This is a genomic window from Pseudoalteromonas sp. T1lg22 (assembly GCF_002964645.1).
In the GTDB taxonomy this organism is placed as follows: Bacteria; Pseudomonadota; Gammaproteobacteria; order Enterobacterales; family Alteromonadaceae; genus Pseudoalteromonas.
Window position 1 is genome coordinate 17,205 of record NZ_PQBY01000016.1, and the last position, 24,157, is coordinate 41,361.

At 50.0% G+C, this 24,157-nt stretch carries 21 protein-coding genes and 1 pseudogene; 14 read left to right on the plus strand and 8 right to left on the minus strand.

Features of this window, described 5'->3' with window-relative positions:
• Positions 1 to 296 precede the first annotated feature (296 nt).
• From C2M24_RS09685 to C2M24_RS09710, 6 genes are all read left to right on the plus strand, one after another.
• Positions 297 to 1,550, plus strand: a complete 1,254-nt coding sequence (locus C2M24_RS09685) for an efflux RND transporter periplasmic adaptor subunit (protein WP_233999536.1) — start codon at positions 297 to 299, stop codon at positions 1,548 to 1,550.
• Positions 1,551 to 1,561: 11 nt separating this feature from the next.
• Entirely contained in the window at positions 1,562 to 4,693 is a 3,132-nt protein-coding gene (locus tag C2M24_RS09690; protein ID WP_105214593.1) for an efflux RND transporter permease subunit, read from the plus strand.
• A gap of 153 nt (positions 4,694 to 4,846) precedes the next feature.
• Positions 4,847 to 5,467, plus strand: coding sequence for a guanylate kinase (gene gmk, locus C2M24_RS09695; RefSeq protein WP_105214595.1), 621 nt, complete (start codon positions 4,847 to 4,849; stop codon positions 5,465 to 5,467).
• A gap of 76 nt (positions 5,468 to 5,543) precedes the next feature.
• The gene (gene rpoZ, locus C2M24_RS09700) at positions 5,544 to 5,819 is read left to right on the plus strand and encodes a DNA-directed RNA polymerase subunit omega (protein ID WP_105187776.1); all 276 of its coding nucleotides are present in this window, start codon (positions 5,544 to 5,546) and stop codon (positions 5,817 to 5,819) included.
• Positions 5,820 to 5,932: 113 nt separating this feature from the next.
• Positions 5,933 to 8,038: a bifunctional GTP diphosphokinase/guanosine-3',5'-bis pyrophosphate 3'-pyrophosphohydrolase gene (gene spoT, locus C2M24_RS09705; protein WP_105214597.1), complete on the plus strand. Its 2,106-nt coding sequence runs from the start codon at positions 5,933 to 5,935 to the stop codon at positions 8,036 to 8,038.
• A gap of 9 nt (positions 8,039 to 8,047) precedes the next feature.
• On the plus strand, positions 8,048 to 8,440 hold the full coding sequence (locus C2M24_RS09710) for a RidA family protein (RefSeq protein ID WP_105214599.1): 393 nt from the start codon (positions 8,048 to 8,050) through the stop codon (positions 8,438 to 8,440).
• A gap of 341 nt (positions 8,441 to 8,781) precedes the next feature.
• On the opposite strand, the gene asnA is transcribed toward C2M24_RS09710, so the two are convergent.
• Positions 8,782 to 9,774 carry an aspartate--ammonia ligase gene (asnA, locus tag C2M24_RS09715; RefSeq protein WP_105215220.1) on the minus strand — a complete coding sequence of 331 codons (993 nt, stop codon included), beginning with the start codon at positions 9,772 to 9,774 and terminating at the stop codon, positions 8,782 to 8,784.
• Positions 9,775 to 9,933: 159 nt separating this feature from the next.
• Between asnA and asnC the strand changes: the two genes are divergently transcribed.
• From asnC to recG, 3 genes are all read left to right on the plus strand, one after another.
• On the plus strand, positions 9,934 to 10,392 hold the full coding sequence (gene asnC / locus C2M24_RS09720; RefSeq protein WP_105200272.1) for a transcriptional regulator AsnC: 459 nt from the start codon (positions 9,934 to 9,936) through the stop codon (positions 10,390 to 10,392).
• A 75-nt stretch (positions 10,393 to 10,467) separates the two neighbouring features.
• Positions 10,468 to 11,163 (plus strand): tRNA (guanosine(18)-2'-O)-methyltransferase TrmH, encoded by a 696-nt coding sequence (gene trmH / locus C2M24_RS09725; RefSeq protein WP_105214601.1) that lies wholly within the window; start codon positions 10,468 to 10,470, stop codon positions 11,161 to 11,163.
• 64 nt (positions 11,164 to 11,227) lie between these two features.
• Positions 11,228 to 13,303, plus strand: a complete 2,076-nt coding sequence (gene recG, locus C2M24_RS09730) for an ATP-dependent DNA helicase RecG (protein WP_105214603.1) — start codon at positions 11,228 to 11,230, stop codon at positions 13,301 to 13,303.
• A 51-nt stretch (positions 13,304 to 13,354) separates the two neighbouring features.
• On the opposite strand, the gene C2M24_RS09735 is transcribed toward recG, so the two are convergent.
• Both C2M24_RS09735 and C2M24_RS09740 read right to left on the minus strand, forming a co-directional pair.
• The gene (locus tag C2M24_RS09735; RefSeq protein WP_105214606.1) at positions 13,355 to 14,284 is read right to left on the minus strand and encodes a porin; all 930 of its coding nucleotides are present in this window, start codon (positions 14,282 to 14,284) and stop codon (positions 13,355 to 13,357) included.
• 155 nt (positions 14,285 to 14,439) lie between these two features.
• The gene (locus tag C2M24_RS09740; protein ID WP_105214608.1) at positions 14,440 to 15,297 is read right to left on the minus strand and encodes a LysR family transcriptional regulator; all 858 of its coding nucleotides are present in this window, start codon (positions 15,295 to 15,297) and stop codon (positions 14,440 to 14,442) included.
• A gap of 94 nt (positions 15,298 to 15,391) precedes the next feature.
• Here C2M24_RS09740 and maoP point away from each other — a divergent pair.
• A pseudogene (maoP, locus tag C2M24_RS09745) lies at positions 15,392 to 15,765 on the plus strand (DUF413 domain-containing protein).
• A gap of 106 nt (positions 15,766 to 15,871) precedes the next feature.
• Here maoP and rarD read toward each other — a convergent pair.
• Positions 15,872 to 16,768 (minus strand): EamA family transporter RarD, encoded by an 897-nt coding sequence (rarD, locus tag C2M24_RS09750; protein ID WP_105214610.1) that lies wholly within the window; start codon positions 16,766 to 16,768, stop codon positions 15,872 to 15,874.
• Positions 16,769 to 16,827: 59 nt separating this feature from the next.
• Positions 16,828 to 17,280: a thioesterase family protein gene (locus C2M24_RS09755; protein WP_105214612.1), complete on the minus strand. Its 453-nt coding sequence runs from the start codon at positions 17,278 to 17,280 to the stop codon at positions 16,828 to 16,830.
• Between the two features lie 130 nt (positions 17,281 to 17,410).
• Between C2M24_RS09755 and recQ the strand changes: the two genes are divergently transcribed.
• Complete coding sequence (recQ, locus tag C2M24_RS09760; protein ID WP_105214614.1) at positions 17,411 to 19,228, plus strand: DNA helicase RecQ; 1,818 nt, start codon at positions 17,411 to 17,413, stop codon at positions 19,226 to 19,228.
• Here the strand turns inward: recQ and C2M24_RS09765 are convergent.
• Positions 19,210 to 19,530, minus strand: coding sequence for a c-type cytochrome (locus C2M24_RS09765; protein WP_158677912.1), 321 nt, complete (start codon positions 19,528 to 19,530; stop codon positions 19,210 to 19,212). The two genes, recQ and C2M24_RS09765, sit on opposite strands and share 19 nt — an antisense overlap.
• Positions 19,531 to 19,543: 13 nt before the next feature.
• On the opposite strand from C2M24_RS09765, the gene C2M24_RS09770 reads away from it, so the two are divergent.
• From C2M24_RS09770 to C2M24_RS09780, 3 genes are all read left to right on the plus strand, one after another.
• Complete coding sequence (locus C2M24_RS09770; protein ID WP_105214618.1) at positions 19,544 to 19,834, plus strand: DUF3630 family protein; 291 nt, start codon at positions 19,544 to 19,546, stop codon at positions 19,832 to 19,834.
• Between the two features lie 51 nt (positions 19,835 to 19,885).
• The gene (locus tag C2M24_RS09775) at positions 19,886 to 21,547 is read left to right on the plus strand and encodes a POTRA domain-containing protein (protein WP_158683752.1); all 1,662 of its coding nucleotides are present in this window, start codon (positions 19,886 to 19,888) and stop codon (positions 21,545 to 21,547) included.
• Positions 21,548 to 21,620: 73 nt separating this feature from the next.
• A complete protein-coding gene (locus tag C2M24_RS09780; RefSeq protein WP_105214620.1) occupies positions 21,621 to 22,175 on the plus strand; it encodes a mechanosensitive ion channel domain-containing protein in 555 nt (184 codons plus the stop codon).
• A 30-nt stretch (positions 22,176 to 22,205) separates the two neighbouring features.
• Here C2M24_RS09780 and C2M24_RS09785 read toward each other — a convergent pair whose 3' ends face one another.
• Both C2M24_RS09785 and rimK read right to left on the minus strand, forming a co-directional pair.
• Positions 22,206 to 23,264 carry a succinylglutamate desuccinylase/aspartoacylase family protein gene (locus C2M24_RS09785; protein ID WP_105200259.1) on the minus strand — a complete coding sequence of 353 codons (1,059 nt, stop codon included), beginning with the start codon at positions 23,262 to 23,264 and terminating at the stop codon, positions 22,206 to 22,208.
• Entirely contained in the window at positions 23,251 to 24,156 is a 906-nt protein-coding gene (gene rimK, locus C2M24_RS09790) for a 30S ribosomal protein S6--L-glutamate ligase (RefSeq protein WP_105200258.1), read from the minus strand. Before rimK ends, C2M24_RS09785 begins: the two co-directional genes overlap by 14 nt.
• Position 24,157: the final 1 nt, after the last annotated feature.

The following is a 24,157-nucleotide window of genomic DNA, read 5'->3' on the forward strand; positions in this document are numbered from 1 at the left end:
TACCAATGATGCGTTAAACATTAACACCGACACACAAAGCACCCACGACATTTCAGACTGTCATCACTGCGGTCATTGCTCTGGCAGCCATGTAAATTGGTTTATGGCAGCACACTTGTCGGTATTGCCCCCCTACGGAGCACATACGCTTCCTGCGACCCCCAAACTTGCCAAGCGCAGTTTTATTGAGCCAAATTTCCGCCCTCCTATCGTTTAATTATTTACTTTTTTCGTGCCGTTGAATTAAATCGCAACGTGCGCGTTCATTTTTAATTTTTAAACGAATAGAGAATGTTATGAGCGAAATTTTATTATCTCAAAAAGAGATGAGTCGTGAGCGTGCATCACGCAAAGCCCTCGTGCAACCCACTTCTTTTTTTGCACTCACAATAGCCTGTGCAATGGCGTTAAGTAGTGCCTTATTAAGCACAAACGTGTACGCCACCAACACCGAGCATGTGCACACACAAAAGCACGATGAACACGCTCAAGAAGATGAGCACAATGAATCAAATGATGAGCACGGCGATGAAGACGAACACAGCCAAGCAATTCATTTAACCGAGCAAAGCATAGCGTTAGCTAACATCAAAGTAGCTGCCATTACCCCGCAATTTTTAGACAACGCCTACTACGCACCGGGCGAAATTAAAGCCAATGGCTACACTAGCTACATTGTGTCGCCACGCACCGATTCGGTGGTGGTGTCTCGCCATGCCATGCTAGGAGAACACGTAGAAAAAGGGCAAACATTAGTCACCTTATTTAGCGAGTCGATGGCACAAGCACAAAGTGATTACTTAGTGGCCTCTACGCAGTGGCAACGCGTTAAAAAGCTCGACCAACTCAGCTTAAGTGACAGCGAGTTACTCGAAGCCCAGTCTGTGTATAAAGCAGCGTTTGGTAAGCTGATTGCCCTTGGTTTAACTCCAAAAGCCATTGATGCCATTAGCCAAGATAGCATCACGTCATTTGGTGAATACTCTCTCGTTGCTCACATTTCGGGCATGGTTATCAGCGATGAATTTACCCAAGGCCAACGCGTGGCCGCTGGCGAAAAAATAATGACCATTGCAGATGAAAAAGCACTGTGGGTTGAGGCAAAAGTGCCCCCCAATCGCACACACATTACGGTTAATACACCTGCAAGCATTGTGTTTAACGACAGCACCTACCCTGCAAAAGTTATTCAAGAAGCGCACACCATTGACCCACAAACGCGCACGCAAATTATTCGTTTAAGTGTTAATAACAGCAGTGACACTTTGCACGCAGGCATGTTCGTTAATGTGTATTTTCACAGCAAAACAACCGCTCAATTAATGGCGGTGCCACAAAGTGCCCTTATGCGCAGCCCCGATGGCGACTGGCAAGTGTTTGTTGAACAAGACCAAGGCGAGTTTTTAGCGCAAGAAGTGCAACTTGGTCAGCAGCTAGACTCAATGCAAGTCGTGCATGGTTTACAGCCCGGTCAGCGCATTGCCATTGAAGGCGCCTTTTTTATTGCCTCAGAGCAGGCCAAATCTGGCTTTGATCCACACAATCACTAAGGGGCTGCATCATGTTTAATAAACTGATTAACTGGTCGGTCAGCCACCGACTTATGGTGATATTGGCACTGCTTTTGGTTATGGCCTTATCTGTGGTCATGATCCCACGCTTAAATTTAGATGCCTTTCCCGATGTAACAAATGTGCAAGTGGCCATTAATACCGAAGCACCGGGGCTTGCCGCGCAAGAAGTCGAGCAACTCATTACCTACCCCATCGAGGCGGTGATGTACGCTATGCCTGATGTAGAGCAAGTGCGCTCTATTTCAAAAACAGGCCTCTCTGGGGTCACCGTGGTGTTTAAAGAAGGCACCGACATTTATTTTGCTCGCCAATTAGTGTTCGAGCGCCTGCAAGCAGCCAAAGAACTGATCCCACAAGGTGTTGGTACGCCTGAAATGGGGCCTAATACGTCAGGCCTTGGGCAAGTTTATCAATATCTGCTCATTGCCGATGAAGACGCCGGGTTTGACGCCATGAGTCTGCGCTCACTCAATGATTGGGTCGTTAAACTGTTGGTGATGCCTGTTGATGGCGTGACCGATGTGCTCTCATTTGGTGGGCAAGTGCGTCAATATCAAGTCAATTTAAACCCCTCTAAGTTACTGGCTTACGAGCTGAATCAAGAAGACATCGTTGCTGCACTCGAAAACAGCAACAGCAATGTGGGCGGCTGGTACATGCAACGCGGCCAAGAACAGTTAGTGGTGCGTGGCACAGGCTGGTTTAATCATGGCGACCAAGGCATTGAGCAACTTAAACACGTTGCTATAAAAAGTATCGACGGCACGGTGGTCACACTGGGCGACATTGCCAACGTAAACGTGGGCAGTGAAATTCGCCAAGGGGCCGTCACTATGACCAAGCGTAATGCACAAGGTGAACCGCAAGCCCTAGGCGAAGTGGTCTCCGGTGTGGTGCTAAAGCGTATGGGCGCTAATACAAAGCTTACTATCGACGGCATTAATGAGCGCGTAGAGCGCATCAACCAAGCCCTGCCTCAAGGGGTTAGGTTTGAACCCTTTTATGACCAAAGCACGCTTATCACACAAGCGCTTAATACCGTTATTAATGCATTAGTGCTCGCGTTTGTGTTTATCATTATTGTGCTGGCGCTGTTTTTAATGAATGTGCGCGCCACCTTTTTGGTGCTTATTTCTATTCCGATTTCAATTGCCCTTGCCTTGTGTGTTATGTCGTGGTGGGGATTATCGGCCAATTTAATGTCATTAGGGGGTATTGCCGTTGCCATTGGTATGCTGGTTGATGGCTCGGTGGTAATGGTTGAAAACATCTTTAAGCGTTTAAGCCAAAACCCCGATGGCATTAGCATTGAAAACCAAATAAAACATGCAGGTCACGAAGTGGCACGCCCTGTATTTTTTGCCGCCAGCATTATTTTAGTGGTGTTCACCCCGCTCTTTAGCTTTGAGGGAGTGGAAGCCAAACTGTTTCAGCCCATGGCCATTAGCATTATTTTAGCCATTGTGAGTGCGATTTTAGTGGCGCTCATTGTTGTGCCAGCTCTGGCCAGCGTGTTGTTTAAAAACGGTGTTAAACCAAGACAAAGCCCGCTACTTGCGCCTATTGATAGCGCGTATCGCTTTGCCCTTAAACATGCACTTAAACACCCCATCGTGATTGTAAGTGCAGCCACACTGCTTGTGATTGCTGCAGCCTTTACCTTGCCTCGCATTGGCACTGAGTTTGTGCCCGAGCTAGAAGAAGGCACTATTAACTTGCGGGTTACCTTAGCGCCGTCTTCTAGTTTAGACACCGCACTGGAAGTCGCGCCCGTGCTTGAGCAAAAACTACTGACCTTCCCAGAAGTAACCTATGCGCTTAGCCGCATTGGCCGCGCCGAAATTGGCGGCGATCCAGAGCCGGTAAACAACATTGAAATTTACATTGGTCTTAAACCGGTAGATCAATGGCAAAGCGCCAGTAACCGCTTTGAATTGCAGTCGTTAATGGAAAAAGAGCTGTCGGTGTACCCCGGTCTCTTGTTTAACTTTTCGCAACCTATCAGTACACGGGTTGACGAATTACTCTCAGGGGTAAAAGCCCAGCTCGCCATTAAGCTGTTTGGCCCCGATTTAGACGTATTGGCACAAAAAGGCCAAGAAATAGAGCAGTTAGTTAAACAAGTTCCCGGTGCAAGTGATGTGGCACTTGAGCAAATTGAAGGGGAAGCGCAGCTTGTTATTGCCCCTAAACGCCAAGCACTTGCTCGCTATGGCTTGCAAGTGGCCGATGTGATGGAAATTGTACGCGACGGCATTGGCGGGCGCAGCGCAGGACAAATTATTAATGGCAATGAACGCTACGACATATACGTACGCTACGAGCAAGCACGTCGCAGCACCCCTGCCGACATTGGTAATCTGTATTTACGTTCAAGCAGTGGCGCGTGGGTGCGTTTGGCCGATGTAGCCGACATCAGCATTAGCTCAGGGCCACCGCAAATTCGCCGTGATGACGTGCAACGCCGTGTGGTCGTGCAAGCTAACGTGCAAGGCCGTGACATGGGCTCGGTTGTGGCCGACATTCGCGAGCAAATAAACAGCAACATTGAATTAGAAGGCGGTTACTCTGTTAGCATTGGCGGGCAGTTTGAAAACCAGCAGCGCGCACAAAAGCGCTTAAGTGTGGTTATTCCGCTAAGCTTACTGGCCATTGCTTTACTGCTTTACTTTGCGTTTAACTCATTATCGCAAGCGGCCTTAATTTTAATTAACGTGCCCTTGGCGGTCATAGGTGGGGTATTTTCACTGTACTTGTTTGATCAGTACCTATCGGTGCCAAGCTCCGTTGGCTTTATAACCTTGTTTGGTGTAGCCGTGCTCAACGGGGTGGTAATGGTTGAGCGTATTAACCAAGCCTTAGGTGAAACTAACGATGTGCGCCAAGCCGTATTTGAAGGGGCTACCTCACGCCTTCGCCCGGTACTGATGACAGCACTGACCTCTGCGTTAGGTTTAATTCCTATGCTCTTATCGCAAGGGGTGGGCGCTGAAATTCAACGCCCCTTAGCCAGTGTGATTGTGGGCGGTCTTGTGAGCGCCACATTACTCACCTTGTTTGTGCTTCCCGCACTGTATCCGCTATTTTCAAAAGCAAAAATAGCCCAACAGCAACATTAAGTCGCTGCTTACCTTGTGCCCTAGCCACCTCTTATGCTGGGGCACATTCTTCATAACGTTGTTACCTGCAACAGAAATATCTTATCCAAAATTCAGACTAAATAAGCTATACTGCTCGGCCATTTTTCATCCAGTTGGTATTTGAGAGTCATCATGAGCCAAGTTCGTGGTAATTTGTTTATTTTATCGGCCCCATCAGGTGCTGGTAAGTCTAGCTTAATCAAAGCGTTATTAGAAAAGCACACTAATATGCAAGTGTCAGTGTCACACACAACCCGCGACCCCCGCCCGGGTGAAGAAAATACCGTGCATTACCACTTTGTGAGCCAAGACGAATTTAAACAACTTATCAATAACAACGATTTTTTTGAATGGGCTCAGGTTTTTGACAACTACTACGGCACCTCAAAAGCCGCCATTGAAAAACAACTTGATGCGGGCATTGATGTGTTTTTAGACATGGATTGGCAAGGCGCTCGTCAAGTACGTGAGCTGGCTCCCGAAGTCACCACCATCTTTATTTTGCCGCCGTCCAAAGATGAGTTGCAAAGCCGTCTTACCAATCGCGGTCAAGACTCGGCCGAGGTGATCGCTGCGCGCATGGAAAAAGCCCAATCGGAAACATCCCATTACGACGAGTACGATTATGTAGTGGTAAATGATGATTTCGACACCGCCCGTGAAGAAATCGCCACCATAGTGGCCGCTACCCGTTTACGCCTAAGTACACAAAAGCGTAAACACGGTGCCCTAATCGATGAACTATTAAAATAAAACCCGCCCAAGTATTGGCCTTGAGAGGGTGTTGCAGTAAACTACGCGTTTACAGATTTAATTTTTGGAGTGAAGCATGGCTCGCGTAACTGTTGAAGATGCAGTAGATAAAATTGGCAACCGTTTTGACTTGATCCTTGTCGCGGCGCGTCGTGCGCGCCAGATCGCGGTAGGCGGTAAAGACCCTATGGTAGATGCGGAAAACGATAAACCTACGGTTATCGCTTTACGTGAAATCGAAAACGGTCACATTACCCCAGATACCCTAGACGCAATCGAGCGCCAGGAGCAGCAAAACCAAGAAGCTGCCGAAATGGCTGCCGTTGCTGCTATCGTTGGTGGTAACCAATAAGCGCATTTTATGCTCTCTAAACGGCTGCATTTTCCTTGCAGCCGTTGGCTTTCCCCGCTTTTCATCGTATATTGACTTCTTAGACTATTTCTCCCGCCGTTTCCGGAGTGTGAATGTATCTCTTTGAAGGTCTCAAGAAAAAAATATCAGAATACCTAGCCCCCGAAGATGTGGCGCTAGTACAAAAAGCCTATGTCGTAGCCAGAGAAGCGCACGAAGGGCAATTTCGCTCAAGCGGCGAACCTTATATCACCCACCCGGTTGAAGTAACGCAAATCCTTGCCAACATGAAGTTGGATCATGAAACCCTGATGGCGGCTTTAATGCACGATGTCATCGAGGACACGGATTTTTCCCAACAAGATCTTGCAGAAATCTTTGGTGAAACCGTCGCCGATCTGGTTGAAGGGGTGAGTAAGCTAGATAAACTCGGTTTTAAAGACAAAAGAGAACTCCAAGCGGAAAACTACCGTAAAATGATTATGGCGATGACCCAGGATATTCGCGTTATCCTGATCAAGCTCGCGGATCGTACCCATAATATGCGCACCCTAGGCTCTCTGCGCCCGGACAAACGCCGTCGTATCGCCCGCGAAACCTTGGATATTTTTGCCCCTATCGCCAACCGTCTGGGTATCCACGATATTAAAAACGAACTTGAAGACTTAGGTTTTCAAGCTCTCTACCCGATGCGCTACCGCGCTTTAAAGTCGGAAGTAGCCAAGGCCCGCGGCAACCGTAAGGAAGTGATAACCAACATTCAAGGCGAAATAGAATCGCGCCTCAGCGAATGGGGTATTCACGCCCAAGTATCGGGCCGGGAAAAACACCTCTACAGCATCTACCGTAAAATGCTCAACAAGGAGCTGATGTTCAACGAAGTCATGGACATCTATGCGTTTCGCATCGTGGTCGACAACATGGATACCTGTTATCGGGTACTTGGTGTGGCTCATAATCTGTATAAGCCCATTGAAACCCGCTTTAAAGACTATATTGCGGTGCCCAAAACCAATGGTTATCAATCCCTGCACACCTCGCTGGTCGGCCCGCACGGTATTCCCGTAGAGATTCAAATCCGCACCCTGGACATGGATCATATGGCCGACAAAGGGGTCGCGGCTCATTGGATGTATAAGAAGACTGGGGAAAACTCTGGCCATACCGCACAGCAGCGGGCGCGCCAGTGGATGCAAAGCCTGCTGGAGCTGCAACAAAGTGCCGGCTCCTCGTTCGAATTTGTGGAAAACGTTAAAACCGATCTCTTCCCAGAAGAAATTTACGTATTCACCCCGGATGGCCGCATCGTCGAACTGCCCATGGGCGCCACGGCGGTGGATTTCGCCTATGCGGTACACACGGATGTAGGTAACACCTGTGTCGGGGCGCGGGTCAACCGCAAGCCTCATCCGCTGAGCAAGGCGCTCGATACTGGGCAAACAGTGGAAGTGATCACCAGCTCAGGGGCGCACCCTAATGCCACCTGGTTGAACTTTATCGTCACCGCCAAGGCACGTTTGTGCGTGCGCAACTATCTGAAAAATCAGCGTCACGAAGAAGCCTTGCAACTGGGTCGCCGACTACTGGACTCGGCCCTTGGCGAGTATTCACTCGATAGCATCAGCAGCGAAACCATCAACCGGGTGCTCGAAGAGCATCAGGTCAATTCCATGCTGGAGCTAATGGTGGAAATTGGCTGCGGCAATATTATGAGTGTCCTGGTTGCCAAACGCCTGCTACAAAACGAGGAAGCAGATTTAGATAAACTCGCCACCTCGACCAAGGCGGCTATCATAGGTACCGAAGGCATGTTGGTGAACTATTCCAAATGCTGCCGTCCGGTACCCGGTGATGATATCGTTGCTTTCGTTAGTCAGGGTAAAGGTCTGACCGTACACCGCCAGGAATGTAAAAATATTCGTGGCTGGCGCAACGAGTCATCAAAGTATTTCGTGGTGAAGTGGGAAGACAATTCGGAAAAAGAATATATCGCTACGCTACGGGTGGAAATTATCAACCACCAGGGTGCCTTGGCTAAGCTCACCAGCTTAGTGGCCTCTACCGGAGCGAATATTGTCGAACTACAAACCGATGAAAAAGAAAGTAACCTCTACGTAATAGACCTCGGCGTGACGGTGAAAGACCGCATTCACGTTGCCAATATTATGCGTCGCATTCGGGTAATGCCGGATGTGCAAAAGGTTTATAGAAAAAAATAAAGGAAAATCATGAACAAAATCATTATTTCTACCGATAACGCTCCTTCGGCTATCGGTACTTATAACCAAGCCGTAAAAGTGGGAACAGCCGTTTATCTATCGGGCCAAATTCCACTAGTACCCAGCACTATGGAAATGGTTTCAGACGACTTTGCCGAGCAAACGCATCAGGTATTTAAAAACCTCATCGCCGTATGTGAAGCCGCCGGTGGTGAACTACAGGATATGGTTAAGGTAAATATCTTTTTGACCGACCTAAGCAACTTTGCCGTTGTTAATGAGATTATGAGCCAATACTTCAGAACCCCTTACCCGGCTCGCGCTGCCATTGGTGTAAAAGAGCTACCTAAGGGCTCACAGGTTGAAATTGACGGCATTATGGAATTACCGTCTACCAACTAATACCAATTCTGTTAAGTATGTTATCAGATATAGCGCTGGATAAATGATGTGATAACAAGGCGGAATTTTTCTTATGTAGTTATTCTACATAGAAAAATTCCAACGCAGTTAGCACGATATTTAGCCCGCTAGAATGATTAGCTATTTAAGTGAATTGGTATAAGTACTTTCGGCCATGGGGAAACTCATGGCTCCCCTCTTCTTGCATCTTCCAATCTCCTGATAAACCGCTTCCAGTAAGACCTTGAAATCGGCGTACCTATATCCACCTTATATCTTGTAAATCACCAAGGGGAATAAAGGTTAAAGCCAGCGCCTGAGCTGACGCCGGCGGTTTTTCGTTACAGTAAAGCTTCGCGTTGCTTCACTTCTTCTGACCAGACACCAACCTGCACCTGACCTATATGGCTTTTTTGTAACAGCAGCATGGCCAGTCGCGATTGGCCTATGCCACCGCCTATGGTTTGCGGTAACTCCTTCGCCAGTAGCGCCTGATGCCAAGGCATGGCACTTTTATGGCTTTGCCCGCTGAGCTCAAGCTGAGTCAACAAGGACTCAGGACAAACACGAATTCCCATGGATGAAATCTCAAAGGCATCTTCAAGCACCTTGTTCCACACCAGGATGTCACCGTTTAGGCCAGGTAGCCCTTCCTCTGCGGTGGTTGACCAATCGTCATAATCCGGTGCTCGCACATCATGGCGCAGACCATCGGCCAGTTTACCGCCGATACCAATTAAGAACACCGCACCTAAGCGCTTACAAATGGCACGCTCACGTTCTTTAGCGCTCAGATCAGGGTATTGCTGACGAAGTTTTTCCGCATGCACAAAGTGGATCTGCTCTGGCAACTGCGGCTCAATGCCAAACTCGCGGGCAACATATTCTTCGGTGGCCTTAAGGGCACCGTAGATGCTGGTCACGGTCTCTTTTAGTGAAGCCAGGCTGCGCTCGGTGCGCTCGCAAATCACCTTTTCCCAATCCCATTGATCTACATACACTGAGTGAATCGGACTTAGTCTTTCCTCATCCGGACGCAGCGCCTTCATATGAGTATAGATACCGGTGCCAACGCTAAAGCCATAGTCACCTAAGGTTTTGCGTTTCCACTTAGCTAAGGAATGCACTACTTCATAGCTTTGCTGTGGCAGGCTTTTCACCTGCACAGATACCGCTTTTTCATGGCCGCTTAGTTCATCCTGCAGACCATCGCCGACCTGGGCCAATATAGGCGCCTGTACTTCGACTAGGTTTAAGGCCGTAGCCAGTTGCTGTGAAAAAATCTGTTTTACGGCACTAATTCTTTGTTGATGTTGAATAAATTCTTGGCTCATGGCTCTCATTCCCATTGCTGCTGATTGCTTCGTTATGAAAAACAATACCGCAATCAAATAAACATTCAACACCATCTAAAAGAAATAGCTTTACTTAAAAATAAAAATCAATTTAACTTAAAAATATTAGATTTTATTTAATTTAAGGCGTGTTTCACCATGACAAATTATCGATTCGATAATCTCGACAGATCCATACTCGGTGCCCTAATGACCAATGCCCGCACTCCTTATGCTGAATTAGCAAAACAATGCGGTGTGAGTGCCGGCACCATACATGTGCGTATAGAAAAGATGCGCCAGGCCGGGGTGATCACAGGCACTCAGGTCAGCGTTGATGCTAAACGACTGGGCTATGATGTCTGCTGTTTTATCGGCATAAATCTCAATAACGCCCGCGATTATCCGCAGACTCTGGAGCGCCTGCGCGAGCTTGACGAAGTGGTCGAGGCCTATTACACCACGGGCAACTACAGCATTTTTATTAAGGTGATGACCCGTTCTATCGAGCACCTGCAAGACGTGCTGATCAACAAGATCCAGGCCATTGAGGCGATTCAGTCCACAGAAACCCTGATCTCCTTACAAAACCCCATTAATCGCAACGTTGCCCCTTAAGCAGGGTGCCGCTGGATTGCACTTGCCTGATTAGCGTATAATCCCGGCACTTTTTTATTGCAGTCGAATTGGGCCATGACCAACAAGCGTTACCACCGAGTAAAACAGGTATTAGACAGACGACAAACCGACCTCACAGTATGTTTAGACGAGGTACATAAGCACCACAATCTTTCCGCTATAGTGCGCACCGCCGATGCCGTGGGTTGTCATAATGTCCACGCGGTCTGGCCAAAAGAGCAACGTCGTCTCACCAATAACACCTCGGGCGGCAGTAAAAACTGGGTGGAAACCCATATGCACGACGATATCGACACCGCGGTGGCAAAAATCCGCGAGCAGATCCCAGGCGTGCAGTTGCTGGCCACCAACCTCAGTGATGATGCCGTCGACTACCGCGATATCGATTACACCCAGCCCACCGCGTTTATCGTTGGTCAGGAACGCGATGGTATTTCCGATAAGGCCCTGGCCCATGCGGATAAACACATAGTGATCCCCATGCGCGGCATGGTGCAATCCCTGAATGTGTCGGTTGCCGCCGCATTGATCTTGTATGAAGCCCAGCGTCAGCGCGAAGCCAAAAATTGCTACGAGCGCGATATGCTCGACCCGGGCATTAAACACAGATTATTGTTTGAAGGCTGCCACCCCATCATAGCCCAGCAGTGTAAAGAAAAAGGCCTGCCCTACCCGGCGCTGGACGACGAGGGCGAAATCATCGCCGATGAGACCTTCTGGAATACTTTACGTTACAAGCGAAAAGGTTAACTACTTGAAAGGCAACCCCTTGGATCAGTACACTTAGAGTATTACCGATTCAAGGACGCGCCCATTGTCGAGCCTCAACACTTACCCGATCACCGAACTTAAGGGCGTGGGCCCGAAAATGGCCGAGCGCCTCAATAGGCTCGGCATCAAAACCGTGCAGGACCTGCTACTGCATCTGCCGCTGCGCTATGAGGACAGAACCCGAGTAGTAGCCATTAATCAGCTACTGCCGCACACCCATGTCTGCATTGAGGCGACCATAGAAAACGCCAGCATCACCTTTGGCCGTCGGCGCATGTTGCTCTGTCAGCTCAACGATGGCACCGGACGCATTACCCTGCGCTTTTTCAACTTTTCTGCGGCACAAAAGAATGCCATGCAAACGGGTAAGGTGATGCGTTGTTTTGGCGAGGTGCGCCGTGGCAAGGCGGGGCTGGAAATGGCCCACCCGGAATACAGCATCAGCGACAGCGCCCAGTCCTTACCGACCCAAACTCACCTCAGTGCCATTTACCCAACTACGGAAGGGCTTAAACAGTTATCCCTGCGCAACCTGGTGGAGCAAGCCTTGCAGGTATTGGCCCGCTCGCCCATTGAAGAATTACTCCCAGAGCAATACCGCCCTGCCGGTTGGGCATTGAACGATGCCGTGCGTTATTTGCATGAGCCTCCCATAGACGCAAATATGCAGGCACTGGAGCTAGGCACTCACCCGGCGCAGCAGCGCCTCGCCTTTGAAGAATTGCTGGCCCATAACCTAAGCCTATTGGCGTTAAGGCAAAAGGCACAGGCACATAAAGCGGTCACCCTGGCGCCGACTCATGCGTTGGAGCAAGCCTTCTTAGCATCTCTGGGCTTTGCTCCTACCGGTGCCCAACAAAGGGTAGTGGCGGAGATCAAAACCGATTTGCAGCAGCCCTACCCCATGATGCGCCTGGTGCAAGGCGATGTAGGCTCGGGTAAAACCCTGGTGGCGGCACTGTCCGCCTTATGCGCCATTGCCGCCGGATATCAGGTGGCCCTTATGGCCCCGACCGAGATCCTCGCCGAGCAACATGCCCTCAATTTTGAGCGCTGGTTTAGCGAGCAGGGCCTGACGGTTACCCTGCTCGGCGGCAAAACCAAGGGTAAGGCGCGGGAGCAAATCCTCGGGGACATAGCCAGTGGTCAGGCGCAAATGATTATCGGCACCCATGCCCTGTTTCAAGAGCAGGTGCAATTTAACAACCTGGCGCTGATTATTATCGATGAGCAGCACAGGTTTGGCGTACATCAACGCCTGGCGCTGCGAGAAAAAGGCAAATTTGGCGACTGTTACCCGCACCAACTGGTAATGACCGCCACTCCTATTCCCCGCACCTTGGCGATGACAGCCTATGCCGACCTGGAAACCTCCATTATTGACGAGCTGCCCCCGGGACGCACACCTGTGACCACAGTGGCTGTGCCTGACAGTCGACGTGACCATGTGATCGAGCGGGTGCGTCATGCCGTGCAAGAGCACGGCCGCCAGGTGTATTGGGTGTGTACCCTGATTGAAGAGTCCGATGCCTTGCAATGCCAAGCCGCACAACTCAGTGCTGAAGAGCTGAGCGAGCGCCTGCCGCAATTGCGCATTGGCCTGGTGCACGGGCGTTTAAAGGCGGATGAAAAGCAAGACATTATGGCGCGTTTTAAAAACGGCGAGCTGGATGTACTGGTCGCCACCACGGTTATCGAAGTGGGTGTTGATGTGCCCAACGCCAGCCTGATCATCATAGAAAACCCGGAACGTTTAGGCTTGGCTCAACTGCATCAGCTGCGTGGTCGGGTCGGCCGCGGTGCCGCCGCTTCTCATTGTTTGCTGCTCTATCATGCGCCCCTGTCTCACACGGCACAACAGCGCCTAGGAGTGCTGCGTGATAGCAACGACGGTTTTGTGATTGCCGAGCGCGACCTTGAAATTCGTGGCCCCGGGGAGGTGTTGGGCACCAAGCAAACCGGCATGACCGACTTTAAAATTGCCGATTTAGAGCGCGATAAGGCCCTCATTGGGCAATTACGTCCCCTGGCCAAGCGCCTGCTGCATGAGCACCCGCAAGCCGCCATGGCATTAAGCCAGCGTTGGCTCGCCGGCCGTTCCAGCTACGCCCAGGCATAAAAAAGCCCCGGCAACCAAGGTTGTCGGGGCTTATCAATTTTTAAGTCCGGCTTAGAACTTGTATTCGATACCTAGGCCTAGGTAATCTTCATCGTTTTCCGCCGCATCGTCTTCAAACTTAGTGTAGAAACCGAATAGCTTAGTGTTTTTGTTGAACTTGTAGTCCACACCCGCAGTGATACCATTGCGATCTAGACCATCGAAGTCCATGGTTTGGTACTGAGCTTTAAGCACAGTTTTATCGATTGCGTAAGAAGCGCTAACTAGGAAACCATCCGCGTCTTCACCGCCTTCGGCCGGCTCTTGAGTCTGGTACATAGCACCTAGTTTAAAGCCAGCTAGCTTAGTTTGTACCGTAGCACGAACAATGTCGTAGCCTTTAACGTCGCTGTCGGCAGCAACAGAGGCAAACAACTTGGTTTCTTTAAGACCTTGGTCACCGTATGTAAGGGCTACAGAGTAACCGTCATCGGCATCAACATCGTCTTCAGCGATGTAGCTGGCGATTAGCTTAACGCCACCATAGCTGTTTGAAGTATAAGTAACTGAGTTACCTAGACGGTTTTCACCTTTAAAGATGTTTTTGATATCGGCTTCAAGGTCGCTGAACAGGTCAACTTTACCTTGAGATTGCTTAAGCGCCGTGTCGTTACGACCAACAACTACCTGACCGAAGTTACCTTTTAAACCAACATATTGGTTACGAGCAGTAATGTTGTCATCGTCGCCTTTAGAGTCGGCGTCAGAAACATCTACCTGAAATTCAAACTTATAAACTACATCTAGGCCATCGCTTAGGTTTTCAGTACCTTTGAAGCCTAGGCGTGACGCATTACTTTTGATTTCAGTGAATGAACCTTCACCTTCGTCAGAAGACTGCATTGTTACATTGGCTTTACCGTAGATATTTACGTCGGCAAGCGCGTTGAATGATAGACCAGATAGTACCGCTACTACTAAAGCAGAAGGAGCAAATCGCATAGTTGTTTCCTCAATTAAAAAATCGCAACAAGTGTTTCAATGCGTGCAGTCTGCCAGCGGTAAATTACAAAAATATGACAGATGCAACTTAATGTTCAATAAACCGTCACCGGCATGAAACCAAAGCGTCATGCTTTTGTCTTAAATCACTTTTTTTAGGTGACTTCTTCGCCCAGCAATTGTAGTTGCAACTGCAATTTTTCAATCAGATCTTTTTGTTCATTATCTTTATGGAAGGCAACAAAAATATCCCGTGAGGTTTGCGGTACCCCCTCTACCAAAAATAACTCGCCAGAGTCCAGATACTGCTGCGCCTGCACCCGAGGCACAAAGGCACTGCCGCCACAACGCAGTATTAGCTCCAAAGCGATACGCCCGGTACTGGTTCGAAAATACGGCGGTGCCGAGTTAGCAAAGTTGCGGGCATGCCATAGGGAAAAGGCCGTACCCCAATCAACAAACACATACTGGTTATTGAAAAACGTCTCGGCGGTGGCGTCCGGATAGCTCGACAGCGGAATAATATCCAGAGTGCAAATGGGCTCCACCACCAATTCATCAACCTTAGGCAGATCAAACAGTACTGCCAGATCCAAGGTACGTTCCAGCAGTAGTCGCGTGCTTTCCTGTTGGTTTTTCACCTCAGCCACCAGGGAGATCCCCGGCATGGCCGAGACCACATGGGCTATACCGAATTGCAAAAACGCATCCCAGATATTAGCTGTGCCACTGAGCGCCAATTGACGGCGCATATTATCGGCCAGGGCCACATCCAGCTTTGCCCGCTGCACCCCAGTGACAATCAATTTGGCATGGGGCAATAGGCGCTCCCCAGGCGGTGTCAGCTGAATATTATTACGCTGGCGTAAGAACAAGTTGACCCCTAGGCTTTGTTCCAGTTGGCGAATACGAAAGCTAACCGCAGATTGGGTAATGTAGAGATTTTCCGCGGCCCGGCCAAAATGGCGGGTGCGCGCTACTTCGATAAAGGTTTTAAGTAAATCGATATCCACTCGTTTTTATCCTCACGATAAAAATTTTTTGTTTAATAAAACCAAGCTTCTGTACCATACTCCAGCCGAAATCTCTTGTAAAAAGGAGTCTGCTATGACGGCCAATCAACTTGTCGAGTTACGCAAAGCGTTTCCATGTGATCATAAATTTTATAACGACGAAAAGTTTCCTCGTGGCTTTAGTCGCAGTGGTAACTTCACCTTGCTCGAGTCAGAAATCCTCGAACAGCATGGTCGTTTATTAAAAGCGTTGCAAGAAAAACCGTAGAACCCAGCAACGACACCCAAGCACACTTCGTCGCGGCCACAACTGGGTTATCGACCCCAATCAACCCGATTGAAAATGCCTGGATTAAATACCTTAAACTCACCACCAGCAAGGCCAGATTCTTTACCTTGTTTGGTCGCAAGCGCAGCTACGATGCGCCTGAAGTGGAAGTTGAAACCGATGCAGATGACCTGGATTAATTCCAGGTTTTTTTTGCTCGGAATTTACACTTGAGAGCGGGTTTGTCTGCTAAGGCAGTGCTTGCTCTCGCCCACACTGCCTGGAACACAACTAAACTGCTGGCATTTATACGGCCAGGCGACGGCGGCCAAAGCGCCAGGAATCATAGCTAAAGATAACCAGCGCCACCCAGATACAGGCAAAGGTGATCATCCTCTGTACATCGAATACTTCGCCATAAAACAACACCGCCAGCATAAACATCAGGCTCGGACCTATATATTGGAAAAAGCCTATGGTGGTGTATTGCAAGCGCTTAGCGGCGGCGGTAAAGCACAATAAAGGCAAGGTGGTTACCACACCGGCACTGATCAACAGCAGATTAAGCTGCCAGCTGTTGCTGGTCAGATCCGAGCTTGCGGTGGGGGTCATTAAATACCAATAGATCAGTGCCGCCGGCAATAAAATCAGTGCTTCTAATAACAAACCGGGTAAGGACTCCACCGGCATTTTCTTACGGATCAAACCATAAATAGCAAAAGAGCCGGCCAGGGCAAAGGCCACCACGGGGAAGGAGCCGAAACTCAGCACCTGGATCAGCACCCCGGTGACCGCCAGGGCCACGGCGGCTAATTGCCAGCGGCGCAAGCGTTCACCTAAAAAGGTCACCCCAAGTAACACATTGAGTAGAGGATTAATGTAGTAGCCCAGACTGGCATCGAGCATATGATCATTATTCACCGCCCAAATAAACAGCCACCAGTTGAAACCCAATAAAGACGCACTCAGCAACAACATACTCAGGTATTTGGGCTTAGCTATAATGGCCTGCACCTTATGCCATTGCTTTGCCAGCGCGACGATCACCAGCAGAAATAACACTGACCAAATGATGCGGTGCACTAGGATTTCCAGCGCCGGCACCTGCAGCAGTTGCTTAAAGTAAACCGGGGCGAAACCCCACATAACAAAGGCTGATGCGGCAAAGAGCATGCCCTTTTTTTGCTCTGGATGGGACGACATAAGGGAACCATACTGACTAAAAAGCGTATTTTACGCGCGCACTTGGCGCAGAGCCAGCACTATCCGACTAAATAAGTACCTGTGCCATAAGCTATTTGCACTCCCAGTTCATTATGCAGCTCCATACGGCACACGCACACCTTATTACCGGAGCGGATCAACACGGCACTGGCGCTAAAACGCTCGCCCTTGCCGGGGCGTAAATAGTCGCTGCGCAAGTCTATGGTGCCCAAGGTAGCCAACCTGCTTTTCAAACTGGTCAGCGGCTCTCCATCGAGCTTATCCACCACGGAAGCCGCCGCCAAAATTCCCCCTACCGTATCTAACAAAGAGGAGATCACCCCACCGTGTAAAATTCGTTGCTGGGGGTTGCCGATTAAATCATCCCGCCAGGGCATATGAATGCGCGCCGACTCGCCATCGAGATGAGTTATCTCTATACCCAACAACTGACTAAAGGGCATTTGCACAAAAAGCTGGGCTAACTGCTCATAGGCAAAGGATTTATCCATGGCATTCTCTAACTTGATAAAACTGGTAAGATGAGTTCATCCTAGCGCGAGATTAGTTTTTAAGCAAAGTTCTCGCCTTTAATGCTGCGGCTACAGACAAGGTCAATAAAAGACTCTAAAATAGCCCGCTATGAGCACTGTATCCGCATTATTCAACGAGCCAACACCAGAGCAAATACTGCAACAGGTCTTTGGTTATAGCCAGTTTCGCGACGGTCAACAGCAGGTGATAAACGCCGTGCTGGCGGCCCAGGACGCGCTCGTTTTGATGCCTACCGGCGGTGGCAAATCCCTTTGTTATCAAGTGCCGGCCATGTTATTGCCCGGGCTCACTCTGGTGATTTCCCCCTTGATTTCACTGATGCAGGATCAGGTCACTCAGCTTAATGCCCAAGGCGTTAAGGCCGCCTTTATTAATAACTCCCTGAGTCGTGAAGAGCAGCAACTGGTTTATCAGCAGCTCCATGATGGCGAGCTAAAGCTCTTGTATGTGGCCCCGGAAAAGGCGCTACAATATGAGTTCCTCGAGCGCCTGAGTTATTTGCATTTAAGTTTAATTGCCGTCGATGAGGCTCACTGCGTTTCTCATTGGGGGCACGATTTCCGCCCCCATTATTTCCGTTTAAGCGAGTTAAAGCAGCGCTTTGCCCAGGTGCCCATGATGGCACTGACGGCCACCGCCGACAGCGCCACACGCGTGGACATAGTCAATCAGCTTGGGCTGATCTCCCCCTATATCCATATAGGTAGTTTCGACCGGCCCAATATTCGCTACACCCTGGAAGAAAAATTTAAGCCCTTTGCCCAGTTGCTGCGTTATCTGCGCACCCAAAGCGGACAGAGCGGCATCATCTATTGCACCAGCCGCAAACGAGTCGATGACCTGGCACAAAAGCTGAGCGAGTCCGGACTGAACGTCGCCGGCTACCACGCGGGCATGAGCAACGAGTCCCGCCATTTTGTCCATAACGCCTTTGCCAAGGATGATATTCAAATCGTGGTCGCCACGGTTGCCTTCGGCATGGGCATCAATAAACTCAATGTGCGCTTTGTGGTGCATTACGATATCCCCAAAAATATCGAGTCTTACTACCAGGAAACCGGCCGTGCCGGGCGTGACGGATTGGCCGCCGAGGCCATTATGTATTTCGATCCTGCCGATGTGCCCAGGGTAAGGCGCTTTTTTGAAGATATCGAAGATGAACAAAGACGCCGGGTTGAAGAGCAGCGCTTTAATGCCATGGCCAGCTTTGCCCAAGCACAAACCTGCCGCCGGCAAATCCTGCTTAACTACTTTAGTGAATATCAGCGCGAAGCCTGTGGCAACTGCGATATTTGCCTTAACCCGCCACAACGTTTTGATGGCACCTTAGTAGCGCAGCAGGCGCTTTCTTGTGTCTATCGGGCCGGTCAGAGATTTGGTTTGGGTTATATCGTTGAATTACTGCGCGGCGCCAATACCCAGCGTATTCGCGATTTAAACCACCATACCCTGAGCACCTATGGCATAGGCAAGGATCACAGCAGCGAATACTGGCTCAGTATCCTGCGCCAACTGGTGCATCAGGGCTTGCTGCATCAGGATATCAGCCAGGGCTCGATATTATGCCTGACCGAGGCGGCGCGACCGGTACTCAAGGGCGAGTACCAACTGCAACTGGCCGAGCCACGGCTACAGGCCCAGCACGTATCTCAGGATAAGCTGGCACAGTTTAACTACGACAAGAAGCTGTTCGCCAAATTGCGCGCCTTGCGTAAACAACTTGCCGACGAAGACGATGTGCCGCCCTATGTGGTCTTTACCGATAAGACATTGGCGGAGATGGCACAATCTATGCCCACCAATGACACCGAGTTTTTAAAGGTTTCCGGAGTCGGCTTTAGCAAGTTAACTAAATATGGTGGCGCCTTTATGACACTGATCCGCAATTACTTATCGGCGGAATAGTCCGCTTGCTGAGCCCCGTCAGCATAGGGCTGACCATAAAACCTGGCCAGTTTATCAATTTGCTGCTCGGTTAAGGATGCGGCAATGGCCGACATCAGGGCATGACGGCGCTTACGCGCACGGTAATCGAGTAACTGCTGGCGCAAATAGGCAACATGTTGGCCTTTTAAATGCGGCGTGTTGGCACTGCGGGCAATACCATCAAGACCGTGACAGCTCTGACAGCGAGCCGCCAAAGGCTCGGCATTAACTTCAAAAGCCAGCAATAAAATCAAGATGAAGTAACTATATTTCATATACATAGAGAGTAAAAAAGTGACCACTCTAAGTCTAGACCGAGATCATCAGGTAATCATCATTAACCCAGATATCATGCCAGAAGCGGATGAGTTCGACTTTTGGGGCCATATTTTTCTGCATCAGGATGAAATTAGCATCGGCGAATTTTCCCAGGGCGCCGACCGCCATATGCTGCGCTTTCATTACCGCAATTGCCCTTTTGAGCTGCACTTTGAGTATTATGGCGATAATCTGTGGATCGCAGCCAGTGGCGCACAGTCCGAGCGACTTCTGGAAAATTTAACGGATTATTTGAGCGCAAGTTAACGCTTTGTGCAGTAGACTGAAATGACGGAAGCTAAAAAAATAGTGAGTTAGATGAAACGGCTGGCGGTGATTTTAGGGATCTTAGTGGCGGCGCAAGGACAGGCTCTGGCACAGTGTAAAAGTGAACATTTAGCACCCGATTCAGAGCAATTGCTATCGCGACAACTTGCAGATAAACAGCCATTACCCGATGCCGATGGCAAACGCCAAATCGGCAGCATTCGCTTTATCCAAAACAATATCTTCGATACCAAGCTGCCAAGCGAAGACAATTGGCTGTTTCACCTAGCCAACAAGATGCACATTATGACCGAGCCGCAGGTGTTGAAAAACATTCTGCTGTTCAGTGAAGGCGACCTCTATACTCCCGAACTATTGCGTGAATCCGAGCGTCTGCTGCGCCAACAAGGCTATTTATACGACGCTCAGATCAGCGCTACCGAACGCTGTGAAAAATATGTGGATGTGGTGATCACCACCCGCGAGCTTTGGACTCTGCTGCCGGAGATCAGCTTCAGCCGCAGCGGCGGCGAAAACCGCTCCACCTTTGGGTTTCGCGACAGCAACTTTTTAGGCTGGGGTAAACGCCTGTCTTTGGTGCGCACCAATGATGATGAACGCAGCGGCTACGAATTTACCTATGCCGACCCCAATATTTTCGGCAGCCGTTACCAGGGCCGCCTCGAATATGCCGATAACAGCGACGGCGAACGCCATTGGCTGGCCCTGAGTTATCCCTTCTATTCATTGGATACTCCTTACAGCTACGGCTTTGCCAACGGCAGCAATAAACGCGATGAAAAGCTCTACGACAAGGGCGAAACGATCAGCGAATTTTCTCAGGAAACCAGTAGCAACGAGGTGTTTTTTGGCCTCGCGCGACGCCCGGCAGAGCACTGGACTCAGCGCATACGCTTTGGCTACCGTTACCATAAAGAGCGCTTTTACGAGCTTGCCCAAACCTATGTGCCCATCGCCACGGAGCGCACACTTTCTTACCCCTATATCGACATTAGCTGGTTCGAAGATGACTTTGTTAAGGTGCATAATATCGACACCATAAGCCGCACCGAAGACTTGAATCTGGGTTGGCAGATCCATACCCAATTCGGCTACTCGCCCAGCACCTTCAGCGACGATGCCAGTCGTTATGTACTTAAACTCAATGTGCGCCGCAGCCACTATATCAGCCAGCAAAGCTTATGGCGCTGGTCGCTCGGCCTTGATGGCACCATCCGCGAGCGAGATTTTGATGCCGAGAACCTCTTCTTCGGCGCTCAGGCCGAATACCTCTTTAACAGTGACGATGCTCAGTCCTGGTATGTGAAGGCGCAGGTGGATGCCGCCGAAGGACTGACCGCGGATCAACAACTTGCTCTTGGCGGAGAAACCGGCTTGCGTGGCTATCCGCATCATTATGATCTCGGTGACCGGCGCGCCCTTTTTAGTGTTGAAAAACGCTATTACTGGCAATATAACCTTTGGCAGTTATTTAGCGTTGGTGGCGCCCTCTTTTACGATGCCGGTCAGGCCTGGTTTCATGACAAGCAGGAAAACGCCCATTTTCGCCATAATTTTGGCTTCGGCTTACGCCTGGCTCCGAGCCGTGCCAATGCCGGCGCGGTGATCCATCTGGATGTCGCCCGCCCCATCAACCGCAGCGACGATGTCGACCCGCTGCAGTGGCTGGTGAGTGTGAAAAAAACCTTCTAACACACTTTGTTGCTTCAATATTCCATGCTATATAGCTGCTTTTAATGCTTCCTTTATTTTGTAGGAAAAAACGGTGTCGCTACTGGAATTAGTCAGCCAAAACTATAAATGGATTATCACCTTGGGAGTGCTATTGCTCTTCCCTCTGCTGGTGCGCTTACAGCAAAAAATATTCGATAGAGCCATTAAGGGGCGCGTCGACCCACACCGCAAACAACGGGCGCAATTGCTGCTTAAGGTATTACTGGCCATAGTGCTGAGCTGTGTGCTGCTGGTGTTTTGGGGCATAGAACTGCGCGGCCTGCTGGTGTTGGGTTCAAGCCTGTTTGCCATGCTTGGCGTGGCCCTGTTTGCCGGCTGGTCACTGCTTTCCAACCTGACCTCATTCTTATTGATGTTTGCACAAAACGACTACCGCATCGGCTACTGGGTCAAGGTGATCGATGGCGCCAATTTTGTCGAGGGGCGTATTGTTGAAATGGGGCTGATGAATGTGGTGCTTGAGCATGTCGATGGTCATAGGGTGCTCTACCCCAACAACCTCTTTGTTACCCGTCCGGTGATGGTGCTCAACAAGGCTCCACTCAAAGCCAAGCCGATACGCAAAATACTTGGCCCGAAAAAATAAAAAATAAGCGCCTAAAGGCGCTTATTTTTATCAGTTATTGAGCTCGGCTGTTTTCAGCTCATCTTCCATATCGCTGATCTCATCGATAAACGTTTCCAATTGCTGCTCAACAATGGCGTTAGCATGGGCAAAATAAGCCAGATGGAATACCGCATCGCCCTCATTGACCAGCGGCAAGGTTTGCTGACCAATCACAATCCCACTGCGCGGTGCAACCACGGCGCACTCGGTATCACCAAGCGGGCTGTTGATATAGGCCAAAACCTGACCCTGACGCACCCGCTCACCGAGCGATACCTGAGCACGAATAATGCCGTCGGTTTCGGCACGGATCCAACTGGTGGCCGAGGCAATCACCGGCTCTGCCTGTTTACGTACCCGCTTGCCGCGCATCATACGCAGCTTACGCATGACGTTTTCCACCCCTTGCACGCCAGCGGCAATAGCAATAGGGTCAAAGCGCAGCGCCTCACCGGCTTCATAGGTGATCACTGGAATACCACGGGCCGCCGCTTCGGAGCGCAGTGAACCGTTGCGCAAGGAGGCATTGATCACCGCCGGAGTACCAAAAGCATTGGCTATTTTAGCGGTTTCATCATTGCTCAAGTCGGCACGAATTTGCGGTAAATTAGTGCGGTGCAGAGCACCTGTGTGCAAATCAATAATATGACTGCAGTGCACCGCCACCTCGTTAAAAAAGGTGTTGGCCATGCGCCCGGCCACAGAGCCACGAATCGAGCCGGGGAAACTGCGGTTTAAATCACGACGATCCGGTAAATATCGCGACTTGTGAATAAAGCCGAACACATTAACTACGGGCACGGCAATCAAGGTGCCACGCAGCTTGGCGACATCCACCTTGGCCAGGGTTTGCCGCACTATTTCCACCCCGTTAAGCTCATCGCCATGAATGGCGGCACAAATTAACAAGGTCGGCCCAGGCTCAACGCCGTTGACCACTTCTAAATTAATGGTCAGGGGTGAGTGGGTGTACAACTTGGCCGCTTCGAGTTCAAAGACGCGGCGCTCTCCGGGAGCAACCTGCTCCCCTAATAAAGTAAATGGCGGATTTTTCTTAGCCCTTGCCACGGGTTCTAGTCCTCTTTGCTTTCGCGTTCTTTTCAATAAATTGAATGATCATGCTGGCAATGTCTTTACCTGTCGCCACTTCAATACCTTCTAAGCCAGGTGAAGAGTTTACTTCCATCACCAAGGGGCCGCGCTCCGAGCGTAGCAGGTCAACACCGGCCACATTCAAGCCCATGGCCTTGGCCGCCGCCACCGCGGTTTTACGCTCTTCCGGAGTAATGCGAACCAGGCTGGCACTGCCGCCGCGGTGCAGGTTAGAGCGGAATTCACCCTCTTGGGCCTGACGCTTCATCGCCGCAATAACGCGATCGCCAATAACGAAACAACGAATATCTGCGCCGCCGGCTTCTTTAATGTATTCCTGTACCATGATGTTGGCTTTAAGACCCATAAAGGCCTCAATTACGCTTTCCGCCGCCTTGCGCGTTTCCGCAAGTACCACGCCAATACCCTGGGTGCCTTCAAGCAGCTTGATCACCACGGGTGCGCCGCCAACCATTTCCAATAAGTCTTTTACGTCATCGGGTTTTGATGCAAACCCGGTTACCGGCATACCGATCCCTTTGCGCGACAATAATTGCAAAGAGCGCAGCTTATCGCGCGAGCGAGAAATGGCGACCGATTCATTAACCGGATACACGCCCATCATTTCAAACTGGCGTAATACCGAGCAACCATAAAAGGTTACCGAGGCGCCGATACGCGGAATAATGGCGTTAAAACCTTCAAGTTTTTCACCCTTGAAGTGAATTTCCGGCTCCTGTGAATTGATGTTCATATAACAACGCAGCGCATCCAACACTTGCACCTCATGACCACGCTTTTCAGCCGCTTCAATAAGGCGGCGAGTGGAGTAGAGGTTTTTGTTGCGCGATAAAATACCAATTTTCATA